Source organism: Candidatus Limnocylindrales bacterium (assembly GCA_035626395.1).
Lineage (GTDB): Bacteria > Desulfobacterota > Binatia > UBA1149 > CAITLU01 > DASPNH01.
This window is the reverse complement of sequence record DASPNR010000007.1, coordinates 1-16,955: the sequence shown is the minus strand read 5'-3', so window position 1 is coordinate 16,955 and position 16,955 is coordinate 1. Positions and strand designations below refer to the sequence as shown.

The window sequence follows — 16,955 nt, the reverse complement described above, 5'->3', positions numbered from 1 at the left end:
GCGCGGCGGCTTTGACGTCGCCGCCCTCGACAAGCGTTTTCAAGAGCTCGACCAGCGCAGTCAGGATCCGTCGTTGTGGAACAATCGCGACGAGGCCGGCGCCATCCTGCGCGAGCGTTCGACGCTGAGCTCGAAAATCGAGCATTTCCGTAAACTCGAAACCTCCGTCAGTGACGTCGGCCTGTACCTGGAGATGGCCGATGAGGGCGACGCCGATGCCCTGACCGAGCTCGAGCGCCAGCTTCCGGTCTGCGAGAAGCAGATCGGCGAGATCGAGCTGCAGCAGATGCTCGCCGGGGAGTACGACATCACCAACGCCATCGTCGAGATCCGCCCGGGCGCCGGCGGCACCGAGTCGCAGGACTGGGCCGAGATGCTGCTGCGGATGTACCTTCGCTGGGCCGAGCGGCGCGGCTTCACGCCCAAGCTGCTCGACGAGCAGCCCGGCGAAGGCGCCGGCATCAAGTCCGCCACCATTCAGATCGAAGGCGAGTACGCCTACGGCTACATGCGCGCCGAGGCGGGCATCCACCGTCTCGTGCGAATCTCTCCGTTCGACAATGCCGGGCGCCGGCACACCTCCTTCGCCTCGGTGATGGTGTGGCCGGAGCTGGACGATACGATCGAGGTCGACATCAAGGACGAGGACCTGCGCATCGACACGTTCCGCGCAGGCGGCGCCGGTGGCCAGCACGTCAACAAGACCGACTCGGCGGTGCGCCTGACGCACATCCCCACCGGCATCGTCGTCAGTTGCCAGAACGAGCGCAGCCAGCACAAGAACAAGGCGCTGGCGATGAAGATCCTGCGCGCGCGCCTCTACGAGATGGAGCGGCAAAAGCAGGAGCAGAGGCTGGCCGAGCTCGGCACGCAGAAGGTCGACGTCGCCTTCGGCAGCCAGATCCGCTCGTACGTTCTTGCGCCCTATCGCCTGGTCAAGGACCTTCGCACCGGCGTGGAGGTCGGCAACACCGACGCCGTGCTCGACGGGGACATCGACCAGTTCATCACCGAGTATCTGCTGCAGCACTCGGCACCGCCGGCGCCGTCGGCGTAGCGGCGCGGTGGGTGCACGCCGCCGTGCTGTCCGAGGCCTGATCGCGATGCCAGCCTGGGCTTTCGCCGCGACGTGCGCGGTGGGTCGCGCAGGCCGCGCCCGCTCCACTAGCGGGCCTTGTCGCCCGAACCATTGGTTACGCGGTCGGCGGCGCCTTCTTCGGCGGCTACGCGCGCCAGCGCCCGCTCCATCCGCAGGGAGGCATCGTCGAGCTCGGCCTCGCTGATCACCAGCGGCGGCGCCAGCCGCACGACGCGGTCATCATGCAGCGTCCAGCCCAGCAGCAGTCCTTCGCTGCGGCACTGCCGCGTGAACTCGGCGGCGATGTCGGCGCTCGCCATCTCGATTCCCAGAAGCAGGCCCGCCTGCCGCACCTCCACGACATGCGGCGGTCGCAGCCGCGCGCGCAGCCGCTCGCCGAACCAGGTGCCCAGGCGGCCGGCGCGCGCGGGCAGGTCTTCCTCGATCATCACCTCGAGCGCAGCCAGCGCCGCGGCACAGCTGACCGGATGGCCGCCGAAAGTCGTGACGTGCGACAGCGGCGGATCGTGCGCCAGCGACGACATGCGCTGTCGCGACGAAATGAAGGCGCCGAGCGGCATGCCGCCGCCCAGAGCCTTGGCCAGCACGAGGATGTCGGGTACCGCGGCCGTGCCGTCGTGCTCGAACGCGAACATGCGTCCCGTGCGCCCCATGCCGGTGATGACCTCGTCGAAGATCAGCATCGCGCCGACTTCGCTGCAGCGCGCGCGCATCGCCGCCAGGTAACCCGGCGCCGGCAGCACCACGCCGGCCTCGGCCTGCACGGGCTCGACCAGCACGGCGGCGATGCGCTCGTCGATCCATTGCAAAGCCTGCACGTCGTTGAAGTCGATCTGCGCGCAGTCGCCGAGCAGCGGCTCGAACGGAGTCTTGTAGAGCGCGTTGCCGCCCATCGTCAGCGAGCCGAACGTGTCGCCATGAAAGCCGCCATGAAAGGACAGCAGTCGCGTGCGCCCGGTGGCCTTGCGCGCGAGCTTGAGCGCGCCTTCGATGGCCTCCGTGCCCGAGCTGGTGAAGTAGACGCTGTCGAGCGAGCGCGGCAGCAGGCCCGCCAGGCGTCTTGCCAGCGCGGCCTGTGTCTCCTGCACCATCTCGCCGTAGACCATGATGTGGAGATGTTTCGCCGCCTGCTCGGCGATGGCGTCGAGTACGCGCCGATTGCCGTGGCCGAGTGCGGCCACGCCGATGCCCGCCAGCAGGTCGAGGAACTCGCGACCGCCGGCAGCGTGCAACGTGCAGCCATCGGCGCGCTCGATGACCAGCCCGAGCGGCGAATCCGAGGTCTGGGCGACGTGGCGAAGGAAGGCGGCGAACTGCTCGCCGGCGGTCAGGGGAGTTCGGCGTCCGGTCACGGACACGGTGTATCGGTGCAGGAGCGCAAGTTCACACCGGGCACTGCAGCGCCACGTCGCGACCCACCACATACCACAGCAGCACGAGCGCATCGGCAGCGCTGAGGCTGCCGCTGCCGTTGGTGTCGCACACGCTCAGCGCGCAAGGCACCAGGCCGAGCGCGGCCTTGAGGACGTACAGGGCCGCTGCGGCCGTCGGCGATGTCTGGCCTGCACCGAAGGGAAAGCCGCACGGCACGGCGTGGCAGTCGGCCGCGCAGGCGTCACCGCTTGCGAAGGCGTCGTCGCCGTCATCGCAGTCTTCGCCCTCGTCGACCACGGCGTTTCCGCAGCCGAAGCAGTCATCGTCCGGTGAGCCGGCGCAGGTGCCGCCGAGGCAGTGGTCGGACAGCGTGCATGCGTCGCCGTCGTCGCAGGGCGTGAGGTCGTCTACGGCCACAGCGATGCAATGGTCCTGCTCCTGGCTGCAGGCGCCGGTCTGGCAGTCGGTGTTCCTATGCGAGCAATCGGGCAGCTGGCCGCTCTGACACCCCTGCAGGCTGCAGTGCTCCTCACCGTTGCAGAACACACCGTCGTCGCACACCTGATCGTCGGGCGTGCTGACACAGACGTCGCCGTCGCAGCTTTCGAAGGTGCAGTCGACGCCGTCGTCGCAGGGCTCGGATGCGTCGCCGCACAGCAGTGGGCAGACGGGTGCGGCAAAGACGCCTTCGACGAACGCGGGGTTCACCAGGCCCTCGATGGTCGGCGGGCTCGCATGCGGCCCCATTCTCAGCGTGTTGCTCCCGTGCCCGCTCTTGATGGATCCCCCGGCGTGGACGACCAGAGACGTCCCGGCGCGTATGTTGTTGTCGCCCTGCTCCGCCTTGTGCAGCAGCCTGCCGTCTGGACCCACGATGACGCTACACGCGGAAACATTGATGTCGACGCCTTGGGCGCCGCCGTTGAGGAGGGAGCCGTCGATGGAGGCGGTGCCGGCGGCCGTTACACCGATCTCGCCGGCAGGCGCGTGCAGCGTGCTGGAGGAATTGAGAACGCCGGTCTGCGTGACCGTGATGTCGCCCTCGCTTTCCAGGAAGATCTTGCCCGGATAGCCGAGCATGCCGTTGGAGCTGACGATGATCGAGCCGGCAACGACGATGCTGTCGGTCGCTTCCAGCGTCACGTATCCGCCTCCGCCGCCAGGCTGGCCGCCGTGGCCGGTGATGCGACCGAACGTCTCGAGCGCGATCTCGTGCCCAGCCACGATCTCGACCTCGCCGGCCTCGCCGTCGGAGGAACCATCGTCGGGATCGGCGCCGTCGACCGAAATCAACGTGCGATTGCTGTCGCCGCCTCCGGTCACGCGCACGTCCCGCCCTGCTGCCAGCGTCATCAAGCCGCCACTGGCTCCATTGATGGCTCCGTTGGCGATGATGTCGTCGCCGACGACGATGTCGCGGCCGCTCGCGATCTCGACGGAGCCGCCTTCGTCATCGCCGTTGAGCACGATCGGCCCCGAAAGCTCGGCATCGATCCCCGCCTTCACGTTCAGCAGGCCACCGTAGTATCCTTCGGCATGCAGCGGAGCGAGAATGGATACGCTGCCGAGCGGAGCCGTCAGCCTGACGAGACCGCCATTGCCCGTCGCAGGGTCGACGGCGATCTGCACCGCTCCGCGCAGCCGAATGTCGCCGGCGGCATCGAACAACAAATTGGTGCCATCGGTGCCCCATCCGTGAATGCCGCCGGCGATGTCGATGGTTCCCGAGCCGTTCGCGCACGAGCCGAAGTGGCAGTCGGCATTCGTTGCGCAGGCGACCGGCGCAGCCGCAGAACCCTGACAAGTCAGCTGCTCGGGGCATGAGCCGCCGCCGCAGTCGGCATTGGTGTCGCATCGGACGGAGGTCCTGCCGCTGCACCGGCGCGCGTTCGGCTGGCCTGGCGCAATGCAGGTACCGAGCTCGCAGTCGGTGTCGGCCTGGCAAAGCAGCGTGGATTTCTGTGTGCAGCGGCGCGCGGAGCAGGCGCCGAGCTGGCAATCGTCCGTGTCCAGACACGGTCGGCTGCCGGCGTTGCACTGCTTGCGCGCCTCCAGAACCAGATCGGGCGAATACGCCAGCTTGCCCGGCGATGGCCTGAGCACGAACGCGTTCCCCGCGACGTTGGCGGTCAGACTGCCGCAACGGACGGTGATGCGCCCTGGTCCCTCGGTTTCGAAGCGTCCCTGCGATTCGAGCACGACGTCGCGCAGGCCGAAGTCGAGCGTGCTGTTGATGACGACGTCGACCGGCTCGCTGACGACGCACGGATCTGCCGTCGGCGAGCAGACGTCGTCGGCCGAGTCGGCAAAGACGGGTGCGGCGGCGGCGGGCGACGGGTCGTGAGCCAGAAGAGCCAGCAGTACGGCAGCGCCGAGACGGTGAACCGACACGGCCGGACCTTATGGGTTGGCGCGGGTCGTAGGAAGGGACGTTTTGAACTGTAACCGCGGTCTCTTCGGGAGTCGCGTCAACCCTGGTACGACCGCCAGCACATCGCGCGACCGGCGAGACGCCGCTGGTGTGTCCGCAGTCAGCCGAAAAACGGCAGATTCAAGACCCGAGGCCGTCTTCGACGGTGCGCCATTCGAGCAGGTCCGCCAGGCGGCGGTGTCCGTCCTGCGCCCAGGCGATGGGCGGTGCCTGCATCTGGCCGGGCGCACAGATCAGCGTGGCGCCGAGGCTCTCCAGGCTGTGAGCGAGGTCGGGGTAGGCGGGGTGATCCGTTTCCAGGCCCAGCCCCACGGCGGCCAGCGGGGCATGGCTGCGGCGCAGGCGATCGTAGAGATCGGCGCGGTCCTCGACCGTGGCGACGACGATGCAGCGCAGTCCCGGCCCGATCACGACCGGTGCATCGCGATGGTAGTGTACGACGAAGGCGTCGCCGCGGCCTCTCTGCAGGATGTCGTCACGGTCGCGCGCGGCCATCATCTCGGCGGCGTCGAGGAAGCTGCGTCGGCGCGCTTCCAGCGCCATCTCGCGCGGGATGCGCGGGTACAGCGCCTCGTAGCGCGACAGCGCGATGCCGAGCAGGCGCGCCAGGCGCTTGCCGCGCTTCTCGTCTCCCTCGACGAAGATCACGTGCGGCGTCAGGCAGCCCATGCCTTCGTACATGACGATGTCGGTGGCGAAGCCGTCCTTCCACTGGTCCGTGTCCGACTGGCGCGGCACCACGCCGACGCTGACGCGCGAGCCGCGCGTGACGATGGGCCGGCGCGGATGGCGCGAGACCATCGAGGCGATGGTGCTGTCGGAGCCGGTCAGCTCCACGCGCTGGGCCTGCTCGAAGATGAGCTTCTCCATCCCCATGTCGCCGGCGCGCCAGGACGCAGGGATGACCATGGCTGCCAGGTCGCGCGAGAAGTCGGCCAGCGTCGACAGGAACGCGGCGGTCAGGTGCGGCTGGCGGTCGCTGTCGCGCACGATGCAGATCGATCGCGCCAGCAGCGCCGAGACGATGGGCGGAATCGAGAGCCCGGGGACATTTCCCGCCAGCGAGTGAAAGACGATGCGCGGACCGAGCAGCCGCGCCACGCGGCCGCACTCGACCGGCTCATCCAGCGCGAGCGGGTTCTCGCTCTCGTTCTCCACCATGCGGCGCAGCTCGCGCTCGCTGACGGCACCGAAGATCGCCTCCAGGCCCTTGTCCAGCAGTGCCAGCGGCATGCGCAGGTCGCGCGCCAGCAGCGACAGCAGCCGCGCGCGCGGCCCGTAGTGCGGCTGGCGCCACGCGTTGGCCGCTGCGGCGAGGATCTCGATGATTTCGGCGGTCGTCATCGTCTCGATGACGTGCGCCCTGGCGCGGCTGGCCTCGCGAATGGCCTGTTCCATGGCGGCGGCGGTGGAGACGGGAACGCTTACGGGGCCGCTGCGCGAGATGCCGCCGATCGTCGTCGGCGACGGCTGCGGCAAGGAGATGTGGGGAGTGCTCTTCACGTCGTCGATCCCGCCTGTAGCACCGATACCAGCGCGCTGCAGCCACGACTCTCGGCCGCGCTCGCACGGCCCGCCACCTCGATCCCGTTGCCGACCTCGAATCCGACGTCCAGCGTCTGGATGGCCGAGACGCTCTCGACGTTGGCGAGGTCGAAGTACCGAAGCAGCCCCCGCTCGCCGGGCGCCACCGGCAGCAGCGTTGCCGGATCCACGACCTGGGCCCGGCACCACGCAGGCGCCATTTTCGCTCGCGGCGTCAGCAGTCCCGACCAGCGGCTGCGCAGCGCATCGTCATAGAGCTGCGAAAGCAGCTCCGTCATGCCGTACTCGCTCGTGCAGAGGTAGGCCGGAATGTGCAGAAAGCGCCACGCCGCCTTGAGGATGCCGTTGCGCGACAGCGCGCGGCCGCCCTTGCGCCCGCCGGTGTCCACCAGGCGACTGTCGGCCGGAAGACGCAGCTCGAGGCGCCGCGCGCGCAGCGCTTCGAACACGGCCGTGATGGCCGACGTCAGCGCGAGGATCAGCACCGGGCGTGTGCCGGCGGCCGCACGCTCGAGCCACTGCACGGCCCCTTCGACGTCGAGATGACCGTCGCCACGCAGCGCCATCATCGGCGCCTCCGCACCCCCATGCTCCCCCGCCGCCCATTCGAACATGTGGCCGAGCGAGGACTGCGGATGTGTGAGGACGGTCGGACCGAGGATGAGCACGTCCATTTCGCCCGGCCGGTCCGGCATCACCATCGCCGAGAAGTGAGCCATGGACGAGCGACGGTAGAGCTCCAGACTGGCGGCGCCGACGGCGTGACGGCTGCGGCGCTCGGCGCCCTGCGTGGTCCCGCTGCTCAGGAAGATCCGTACGGCGTCGTCCTCCGGCGCCAGCTCGTCCTTGAAGGCATCGGCCGGAATGGCCGGCACTTCCATCCAGTGCGAGACCTTCCCCGGCCGCAGGCGCCGGCCCTCGCAGACGCGCCGGTACAGCGGAACGCGCTCGAACTGGTGCGCGAACACCTCGAGCGCCAGCTCCTCGAACCGCCCTGGCCGGTCCTGGCCGCCGATGCAGCCCTCGATGAAGTCGCGGACGCGCTCGATCACGGCGCGGACTGTAACAACGCCCTTCATTGCACCGAAACCCAGGGCGAGTAGCCTGGGCGGCCGAATGGGCGAGCATGACGAGGAAGTCGAGGAGCTGTTTTTCGAAGGCTCCGATCTGCACGGCGAGGGGCGGCACGACGAGGCGCTCGACCGCTTCGAGCGCGCCATTGCCCTGGACCCGACCTACAAGGACGCGATTCTGGGCAAGGCGATGGTCCACATGGCGCGCAGCGAGTTCGAGCAGGCGATCGAGTGCGCCAGGCGCATCATCGACCTCGATCCCGAGGACGTGCTCGCCTACACCAACCTGTCCGTGTTCTATCAACGGGCCGGTCGCATCCCCGAAGCCGAAGAGGCGGCGGCCAAGGCCAAGGTGCTGGACTGGAAGCGCCAGATCCAGGGCAGCTGACGGGGGCAGCTGACGCGGCGGCTCGTCGGCAAGCGAGGCAGGCGATGGTTCAGAAACTGTCCGATGGTGAGATGGCCGCCAAGATCCTCGGGCGGCTCAAGCTGGTCGTGGCCGTGTCCGAGGACATGCCGATCGAATCGAAGCTGGAGATTCAGCCGATGCTGCGAGAGGTGGAAGGCCACCTCTCGCTGCCCATCGAAAGCCAGGACACGACCCGGGTCCGGGCGTACTACGAAGCGATGCTGGAGGTGAGCGACGCCGATCCCAACGTCGAGGCGCTGCTCAAGGCGTTGCGGAACTTCGTTCCCTACCTGTAGGCGCGCCTACTCGATGGCGACCGGCGGCGGAGTGGCGGCCGGCGCAGCGGGCGCGGCGGCCGCGGCACCGGCGGCCTTGGAAGCGTCGCGCGCGCTCTTGAGCTCCTTGTCGCACACTTCCTTGTCGCGCGTTTCCTTCGCCAGGCGCGTACTTACCGTCTCGCGCTCGTTCTCCAGGTCGACGATGCGGTCCTGCTGCTGCTTGACCTTGTCGCGAAGGGCGGGAGCGTCACCGTACTGCCAGTAGCCGATGAAGTAGCCGCCTCCGAGGAGCGCTGCCGCGACGACGATGTTGTTGGCGGCCTGCCAGGTCTTTTCCTTGAGCTCCTGTTGCGGAGTCTTCTCTTCCTCAGCCATGCAATCCTCCTTCTATGTCGAGGGGCGCGGGCGGGACCGCTACCGCGAGTGGGCGCCGGTATAGCAAACGTGCAATCGCAGGTCCACGCAGCGGCTGCGCTTGCGGCTTCGTCCCCGCGAACCTACCGTCGGGAAAATGACCGATGCGGCGCGAGATTGGATCGTCGTGCTGGGTGCGTCGAGCGGTTTCGGATCGGCAGTGTGCAGAACGATGGCTGCCAAGGGCTATCATGTCTGCGGCGTGCATCTGGACCGGCGCTCGACGGTTGCGGCGGCGGTGGAGACTCGCCAGGCCTGCGAGCAGGCCGGAGTCGATACCCTGTTCTTCAACGTCAATGCGGCCGATCCCGAGCGCCGCTCCGAGGTCGTGGCGGCCCTGAAGGAACGCTGCGGGCCAGGCCATCTTCGCCTTCTCTTCCATTCGCTGGCGTTCGGGTCGCTATCGCCGCTGGTCGGTGAGTCGCCGAAGGAATCGGCCCGGCCGGCGCAGATCGCCATGACCTTGGAGGTCATGGCCAACTCGCTGGTCTACTGGACGCAGGATCTGGTGTGGGCGGGGCTGCTCGGCGAGGGCAGCCGCATCCTGGCCATGACCTCGGCCGGAGCCGCGCGCGCCACGGCAGCCTACGGGATGGTCTCGGCCGCCAAGGCGGCTCTGGAAGCGTACGTTCGCCAGCTCGCGCTCGAGCTCGGCCCGCGCCGCATCACGGTCAACGCGCTTCGGGCAGGGGTCACCGATACGCCGGCCCTTCGCCGCATCGGCGGCCACGAGAAGATGATGGAGACGGCGCGGCGGCTGAATCCCGGGGGCCGCCTGACCCGGCCGCAGGACGTCGCGTCCGTGGTCGCGCTGCTGGCCGAGCCGGGCGCTCAATGGATATCGGGCGCCGTCATCGGCGTCGACGGCGGCGAGGACACCGTCGCCTCCTGAACAGGCGCCGGCACGGCGGCCAAAGGTGCATTGCTGCACGCGCCGGTCCAGGAAAAGTCCATAAATATTTTGCCGTTACCGGCCGTGAGCCTTGATTAGCCCGGCCAGTACCGATTTATACCAGGGGCGATTTGCAGGCAGCTCTTTTCAAGCCCTGACGCGTCCGACACGCGGCCGTGCCATTGCTTGACAGGATCGACTCCTGCGGTCGATATTCGAGCTTCTGTCTCGTTTTGGCTCGCGGGGGGTTCCGCGCGCTTTGTTGGTCGGGTCCGGAGGCCGCTTCCGGAAACAAGACCTTGGGGGTCTTCATGAATTTCAGGTCTGTAGTTGCGCTCGCTTCGTTCCTCTCCGTCCTGGCCGGCGTTGCCAAAGCGCAGGACGATATCGACAAGCGGGATCTGATCGGCCGCCCGATTCCTTACAAGGGCGAGCTGGTCGGCGGATGGCCGACCCAGGCGCCGGCAGGCGAGAGCAAGAACGCGACGACGAGAGGACTGTCCTCGACGACGTCGTTTCCGGTGGCGGTGAGCTCGACGCTGCTCGCGAGCACCACGACGCTGGATCCGCAATGTCCGGTGGCGCCCGACAGCGGAGACCCCACCAACCTTCTCTTCCCGCTGGACGGCGGCTTTGCGCTCGTCGATTTCTTCGGCGACGGCCCCGGAGTCGGCGACGGCTTCGCGCACGACGCCGGCCAGAACAACGACGACGACTCGGCCCAGGTGCCGCTGAACTTCAATTTCCCCTTCTATAACAAGGACTTCGTCACGGCGTGGATCAACAACAACGGCAACCTGTCGTTCGACGAGGACTTCAGCCCCGGCACGCCCACGGGCTTCCCGATTCCCGATCTCGCCGGCGTCGACCGCGGCAAGGTCACGATGGTCGCTCCGTGGTGGGCGGACGTCGATACCGGTGACGAGACCTGCGACGTCGGCCGCGTCTGGCAGAAGCACCTGCCCAACGCGCTGGTCACGACCTGGGACAACGTCGGCTACTTCGACGAGAACGGCAACAAGCTCAACACCTTCCAGGTGGCGATCTCCGACGGCACCAACACGACCATGGGCCTCGGCAACACCATCTGCTTCATCTTCAACAACATGGACTGGACCGCCGGCGACGCCTCCGGCGGCGTGAACGGCTTCGGCGGCGCGCCGGCCAACGTCGGCGGCAACAAGGGCGACACGCTCAATTCGTTCCAGATCGGCGAGTTCGACGAGGACGGCAACGCCTACGACGGCCCCTTCGGCACCACCGATGGCGTCGACTTCCTCGACGGCTTCTGGACCTGCTTCTGCGCCGAGTCCGGCCCCAACAACAACATCCTTCCCATTCCGCTGTTCTCGCCCAATCCCAACGCCGGCAACACCTGCTCGGTGACCGTGGACGTCTCCTTCCCCGACCAGGACGTGGACCTGGCGCTCGACTACATCAGCCCCGAGGACGGGCAGACCACGACCGTTACGCTGATCGCCGACGGCGGTGCGCAGGCCAAGGGCCTGGTGTTCATGAACACGCCCGGCAACCCCTCGCGCAGCGACATCGACTGGGACCCGGATCTGACCGACGTCGGCGTCTACAACCTCACGCTGCACCCGGACGACGGCGTGGCCGCCCCCGCCGGCTCCGTTGCGGACGCCTGCACCAACAACGTCACCTGCACCATCACGGTCATCTCGAGCTGCGGCGACGGCGGCATCGACGGCATCGAGCAGTGCGACGACGGCAACACGATGTCGGGCGACGGCTGCAACGCCTTCTGCATCGACGAGTTCTGCGGCGACCAGGTCGTCAACGACACCGACGAGCAGTGCGACGATGGCAACACCACCAACGGCGACGGCTGCGATGCCGACTGCGACAACGAAATCTGCGGCAACGGCAAGGTCCAGTTCGGCGAAGAGTGCGACGACGGCAACACCAACGACAACGACGCCTGCACCAACGCCTGCGACAACGCGGTGTGCGGCGACGGGATCGTGCGCGCGGGCGTCGAAGAGTGCGACGACGGCAACACGAGCAACAACGACCTCTGCACCAACGCCTGCACCATCGCCGAGTGCGGTGACGGCTTCACCCAGCCGGGCGAGGAGTGCGACGACGCCAACAGCTCCAACACCGATGCCTGCCTGAACACCTGCCAGAGCGCCGAGTGCGGCGACGGCTTCACCCAGGCCGGCGTCGAGGAGTGCGATGACGCCAACACGTCGAACACGGACGCCTGCCTGAACACCTGCCAGACCGCCGAATGCGGCGACGGGTTCACGCAGGCCGGCATCGAGGAGTGCGACGACGCCAACACCTCCAACACCGACGCGTGCCTGAACACGTGCCAGACCGCGGAATGCGGCGACGGCTTCGAGCAGGCCGGGGTGGAGGAGTGCGACGACGCCAACACCAGCAACAACGACGCCTGCACCAACGCGTGCAACGACGCCGAATGCGGCGACGGCTTCCCGTGGTTCGGCGTCGAGGAATGCGACGACGGCAACTCGGTCAACACCGATGAGTGCACCAACGCCTGCGAGGCGGCCGAGTGCGGCGACGGTTTCGTCCAGGTCTGCGAGGAATTCGGCGCCGTCGGCGTCCTCAACAGCAACGCGACGACCGATAGCGGCGTGGACGCGCGCCCGAAGACCGCCAACGATCAGCATGGCGTCTGGATTACGGTCTGGCAGGCGATGGGCTTTGCCGGCAGCGATTTCGACATCCTCTTCTCGGTCTCCACCGACAACGGCCAGACCTGGTCTCCGGCGGGACTCCTCGATCCCATCGGCGGCGCCGCCGATCCTGTGACCACCAACGACGAGCGCGCCGACATCGCCACCGACGAGGACGGCAATTGGGTCGTGGTCTTCGACCGTCGCACCAATGGCGACGCGACCTCCGAGATCTACTTCTCGCGCTCGACCGACAACGGCGCGTCCTGGTCCGCTCCCTCGCTGCTCAACAGCACCGGCGGCGCGACCTTCGACCGCTTCCCCGACGTCGAGGCCAACGACGAGTTCTTCGCGGTAGGCTGGACCACCTCGCAGTTCGGCGGGGATCGCGACATCGCGTACTCGTTCTCCGCGGACGACGGCCAGACCTGGTCGGCGCCGGCAGCGCTCAACAGCAATGCGGGCGAGCCGGTGGTTGCGCCGAACAAGGGCGAGGAAGGCTCGGTCTCGATCGCCGTCAACGCCGCCGGCCTCTGGGTGGCGACGTGGCATTCGAACGACAACCTGGGCGGCACCAAGGGCACCGACTTCGAGATCTTCGCGTCGGCCTCGGCCGGCTCTCCCTCTGCATGGAGCCCGATGGTGCGCGTGAGCGATGCGACGCCGGGCACTCCCGAGCTCGACGACGAGCCGTCGATCGCGGCGACCGACGACCTGTTCCTGATCGCCTGGCGGTCGGCGAACACCCTCGGCGGCACCATCGGCAGCGACAACGACATCCTCTTCTCGACCTCCGCCGACGGCTCGTCCTGGGCGGCGCCGGCCGCCCTCAACGGCGACGCCGACACCGACGCCGGCAGCAATGGCTCGGTCGAAGTGGCCGGCGACGGCAACGGCGTCTTCCGCGCCGTGTGGCAGACCGAGGCCTTCACGGCTCCGGGCGGTGCCAAGGACATCGTCGGCGCGGCAACCACCGACGACAGCCTGGTCTGGACCGAGCCCGCGGTCGTCAATGCGGGCGAGCAGGGCGGCACGGCGCAGGACGCGTTCCCGCACATCGACGCCAGCGACGCGGGCCGCACCGTGGTGACCTGGCATTCGAACGATCCGCTCGTGGGCTCCTCGGTCAACGGCACCGACCAGGACATCCTCTTCAACGGCATCACCTGCGAGACCTGCGACGATGGCGGCACGGCCGCCGGCGACGGCTGCGACGAGAATTGCCAGATCGAGTTCTGCGGCGACGGCACGACCAACGGCGACGAGGGGTGCGACGACCAGAACACCGACAACACCGACGCGTGCACCAACGACTGCGAAGTCGCCGAGTGCGGCGACGGCTTCGTTCGCGACGGCGTCGAGGAATGCGACGACGGCAACACGAACGACAACGATGCCTGCACCAACGCGTGCACCATCGCCGAGTGCGGCGACGGCATCACGCAGGCCGGCGTCGAAGAGTGCGACGACGGCAACACCTCCAACACCGATGCCTGCCTGACCACCTGTCAGACCGCCGAGTGCGGTGACGGCTTCACGCAGCTGGGCGTCGAGGAGTGCGACGACGCCAACACGTCCAACACCGACGCCTGCCTGAACACCTGCCAGACCGCCGAGTGCGGCGACGGTTTCGTGCAGGCGGGCGTGGACGAATGCGACGACGGCAACACAAACAACAACGACGCGTGTCTGAACACGTGCGACATCGCCGAGTGCGGCGACGGCGTGGTCCAGACCGGCGTCGATGAGTGCGACGACGGCAACACGGTGAACACGGACGAGTGCACCAATGCGTGCACCATCGCCGAGTGCGGCGACGGCATCGTCCAAGCCGGGGTGGATGAATGCGACGACGGCAACACGGTCAATACCGATGCCTGCACGAACGCGTGCACGATCGCCGAGTGCGGTGACGGCATCGTTCAGGCCGGGGTGGACGAGTGCGACGACGGCAACACGGTCAATACCGATGCCTGCACCAACGCGTGCACGATCGCCGAGTGCGGCGACGGCATCGTCCAGGCCGGCGTCGACGAGTGCGATGACGGCAATACGGTGAACACGGACGCCTGCACCAACGCATGCACGATCGCCGAGTGCGGCGACGGCATCGTCCAGGCGGGTGTCGACGAATGCGACGACGGCAACACGGTCGATACCGATGCCTGCACGAATGCGTGCACGATCGCCGAGTGCGGCGACGGCATCGTCCAGGCCGGCGTCGACGAGTGCGACGACGGCAACACGGTGAACACGGACGCGTGCACGAATGCGTGCACCATCGCGGAGTGCGGCGACGGCATCGTCCAGGCGGGCGTCGACGAGTGCGACGACGGCAACACGAACGACAACGACGCTTGCACGAACGCGTGCACGATCGCCGAGTGCGGCGACGGCATCGTCCAGACCGGCGTCGACGAGTGCGACGACGGCAACACGGTCGATACCGATGCCTGCACCAACGCGTGCACGATCGCCGAGTGCGGCGACGGCATCGTCCAGGCGGGCGTCGACGAGTGCGACGACGGCAACACGGTGAACACGGACGCGTGCACGAACGCGTGCACGATCGCGGAGTGCGGCGACGGCATCGTTCAGGCGGGCGTCGACGAGTGCGACGACGGCAACGACATCGACGACGACGAGTGCACCAACGCCTGCACGCTGCCGATCTGCGGCGACGAGATCGTCCAGGTCTGCGAGGACTTCGGAACGGTCGCTCCGCTGAACGCCAGCATGACGGCCGATTCGGCCCTCGATGCGCGCCCCCGCACCGTCGACGACGGCCGCGGGACCTGGATCACCGTCTGGCAGGCCAGCGGCGCCTTCGGTACCGACTTCGACATCCTCTATTCGGTGTCGACGGACGATGGGTTCACGTGGTCGACTCCGGCCGCCCTCAACACCAATGCGGCCGGCGACGCGAGCAACTCGAGCGACGAGCGTCCGGACATCGCCACCGACGGGGACGGCACCTGGATCGCCGTTTGGGACCGTACCATCGGCGGCGTCACGACGACGAGCGACATCTTCTACGCGGTGTCTACGGATGACGGCGCGACTTGGTCGGCACCGGCCGTGCTCAACAGCAACGGCGGCGGCTCGACGTTCGATCGCTTCCCCGACATCGAGGCCGACGAGACGCACTTCGTGGTCGGCTGGGCGACCACGCAGTTCGGCGGCGATCGGGACATCGCGTTCTCCGTCAGCTCGAACGACGGCGGCCTGTGGTCGACGGCGGCGCCGCTCAACAGCAACGCGCTCGATCCGGTCGTGGCCGGCAACCCGAGCGAGGAAGGCTCGGTCAGCCTGGCCACCGACGGCAGCGGCGTCTGGGTCGCCAGCTGGCACTCCAACGACAACCTCGGCGGAACCAAGGGCACCGACTTCGAGATCTTCGCGGCCACGGCCACCGCGCCGACCTTTGCCTGGTCGCCGCAGGTGCGCGTGACGGATGCCACGCCGGGCACACCCGAGCTCGACGACGAGCCGTCGCTTGCAACCAACGGACTCGGCGACTGGATCGTCGCATGGCGCTCGCAGAACACGCTCGGCGGCACCATCGGCTCCGACAACGACATCCTCTACTCGGTGTCCACCGACGCCGGCGCTACCTGGACGCCGGCGGCGCCGCTCAACAACGACGCCGACACCGACGTGGGCAGCAACGGCGCGGTCGAGATCGCCGCGGACGGCGCGGGCACGTTCCGCGCCGCCTGGCAGACCGAGGCGTTCACCTCGCCGGGCGGCTCCAAGGACATCGTGGCTGCGGCCAGCGACGATGCCGGCGCCACCTGGACCGATCCGGCCACCGTCAACGTCGGCGAGCAGGGCGGCACGCCGCAGGACCTGTTCCCGTACATCGAGACAAGCGACGCCGGCCGCTGGCTGGTGGTGTGGCACTCCGACGATCCACTCGTCGGAGCCTCGATCACGGGCACGGATCAGGACATCCTGTTCAACGGGCTGAACTGCGAGACCTGCGACGACGGCAACACGAACAACAACGACGGCTGCAGCTCCGAGTGCCAGGTCGAGTTCTGCGGTGACGGCGTCACGCAGGGTCCGCTCGACGAGGAGTGCGACGACCAGAACACCGACAACACCGACGCGTGCACCAACGACTGCACGATCGCGGTCTGCGGCGACGGCTTCGTGCGGGAGGGCGTCGAGGAGTGCGACGACGGCAACACGAACAACAACGACGCGTGCACGAACGCCTGCAGTGTCGCCGAGTGCGGCGACGGCATCACGCAGGCCGGCGTCGAGGAATGCGATGACGGCAATACGTCCAACATCGACGCCTGCCTGACGACCTGTCAGACCGCCGAATGCGGCGACGGCTTCACGCAGGCCGGCGTCGAGGAGTGCGACGACGCCAACACCTCCAACACCGACGCGTGTCTGAACACGTGCCAGTCCGCCGAGTGTGGCGACGGCTTCACGCGTGCGGGCGTGGAGGAGTGCGATGACGCCAACACGTCCGATACGGACGCGTGCCTGACGACCTGTCAGACCGCCGAGTGCGGCGATGGCTTCGTGCAGGCTGGCGTGGACGAGTGCGACGATGGCAACACCGTCGACACGGACGCGTGCACGAACGCGTGCACCATCGCCGAGTGCGGCGACGGCATCGTCCAGGCCGGGGTCGACGAGTGCGACGACGGCAACACCGTGAACACGGACGCCTGCACGAATGCGTGCACGATCGCCGAGTGCGGCGACGGCATCGTCCAGGCCGGCGTCGACGAGTGCGATGACGGCAACACCGTCG

The 16,955-nt window shown here is 68.0% G+C and carries 9 protein-coding genes and 1 pseudogene; 5 read left to right on the top strand and 5 right to left on the bottom strand.

The window, feature by feature from the left end; translation table 11 throughout:
* Positions 1 to 22: 22 nt before the first annotated feature.
* A pseudogene (gene prfB, locus VEC57_03410) lies at positions 23 to 1,057 on the top strand (peptide chain release factor 2).
* A gap of 107 nt (positions 1,058 to 1,164) precedes the next feature.
* Here the strand turns inward: prfB and VEC57_03405 are convergent.
* The 4 genes from VEC57_03405 to VEC57_03390 all read right to left on the bottom strand — a co-directional run bounded on the left by VEC57_03405 (position 1,165) and on the right by VEC57_03390 (position 7,501).
* A complete protein-coding gene (locus VEC57_03405) occupies positions 1,165 to 2,451 on the bottom strand; it encodes an aspartate aminotransferase family protein (protein HYB98161.1) in 1,287 nt (428 codons plus the stop codon).
* A gap of 31 nt (positions 2,452 to 2,482) precedes the next feature.
* Positions 2,483 to 4,864 carry a hypothetical protein gene (locus tag VEC57_03400; GenBank protein ID HYB98160.1) on the bottom strand — a complete coding sequence of 794 codons (2,382 nt, stop codon included), beginning with the start codon at positions 4,862 to 4,864 and terminating at the stop codon, positions 2,483 to 2,485.
* Between the two features lie 160 nt (positions 4,865 to 5,024).
* On the bottom strand, positions 5,025 to 6,407 hold the full coding sequence (locus VEC57_03395; protein HYB98159.1) for an acyl-CoA reductase: 1,383 nt from the start codon (positions 6,405 to 6,407) through the stop codon (positions 5,025 to 5,027).
* On the bottom strand, positions 6,404 to 7,501 hold the full coding sequence (locus tag VEC57_03390; protein ID HYB98158.1) for a hypothetical protein: 1,098 nt from the start codon (positions 7,499 to 7,501) through the stop codon (positions 6,404 to 6,406). The genes VEC57_03395 and VEC57_03390 overlap by 4 nt, the downstream gene beginning before the upstream one ends.
* A gap of 64 nt (positions 7,502 to 7,565) precedes the next feature.
* Between VEC57_03390 and VEC57_03385 the strand changes: the two genes are divergently transcribed.
* Complete coding sequence (locus tag VEC57_03385; protein HYB98157.1) at positions 7,566 to 7,910, top strand: tetratricopeptide repeat protein; 345 nt, start codon at positions 7,566 to 7,568, stop codon at positions 7,908 to 7,910.
* Positions 7,911 to 7,954: 44 nt separating this feature from the next.
* Complete coding sequence (locus VEC57_03380; protein HYB98156.1) at positions 7,955 to 8,227, top strand: hypothetical protein; 273 nt, start codon at positions 7,955 to 7,957, stop codon at positions 8,225 to 8,227.
* Positions 8,228 to 8,233: 6 nt separating this feature from the next.
* Here the strand turns inward: VEC57_03380 and VEC57_03375 are convergent, their stop codons facing one another.
* Positions 8,234 to 8,584 carry a hypothetical protein gene (locus VEC57_03375; GenBank protein HYB98155.1) on the bottom strand — a complete coding sequence of 117 codons (351 nt, stop codon included), beginning with the start codon at positions 8,582 to 8,584 and terminating at the stop codon, positions 8,234 to 8,236.
* A gap of 136 nt (positions 8,585 to 8,720) precedes the next feature.
* Between VEC57_03375 and VEC57_03370 the strand changes: the two genes are divergently transcribed.
* A complete protein-coding gene (locus VEC57_03370; GenBank protein ID HYB98154.1) occupies positions 8,721 to 9,515 on the top strand; it encodes an SDR family oxidoreductase in 795 nt (264 codons plus the stop codon).
* Positions 9,516 to 9,826: 311 nt separating this feature from the next.
* The coding region (locus tag VEC57_03365) for a DUF4215 domain-containing protein (GenBank protein ID HYB98153.1) at positions 9,827 to 16,955 on the top strand (7,129 nt) is incomplete at its 3' end.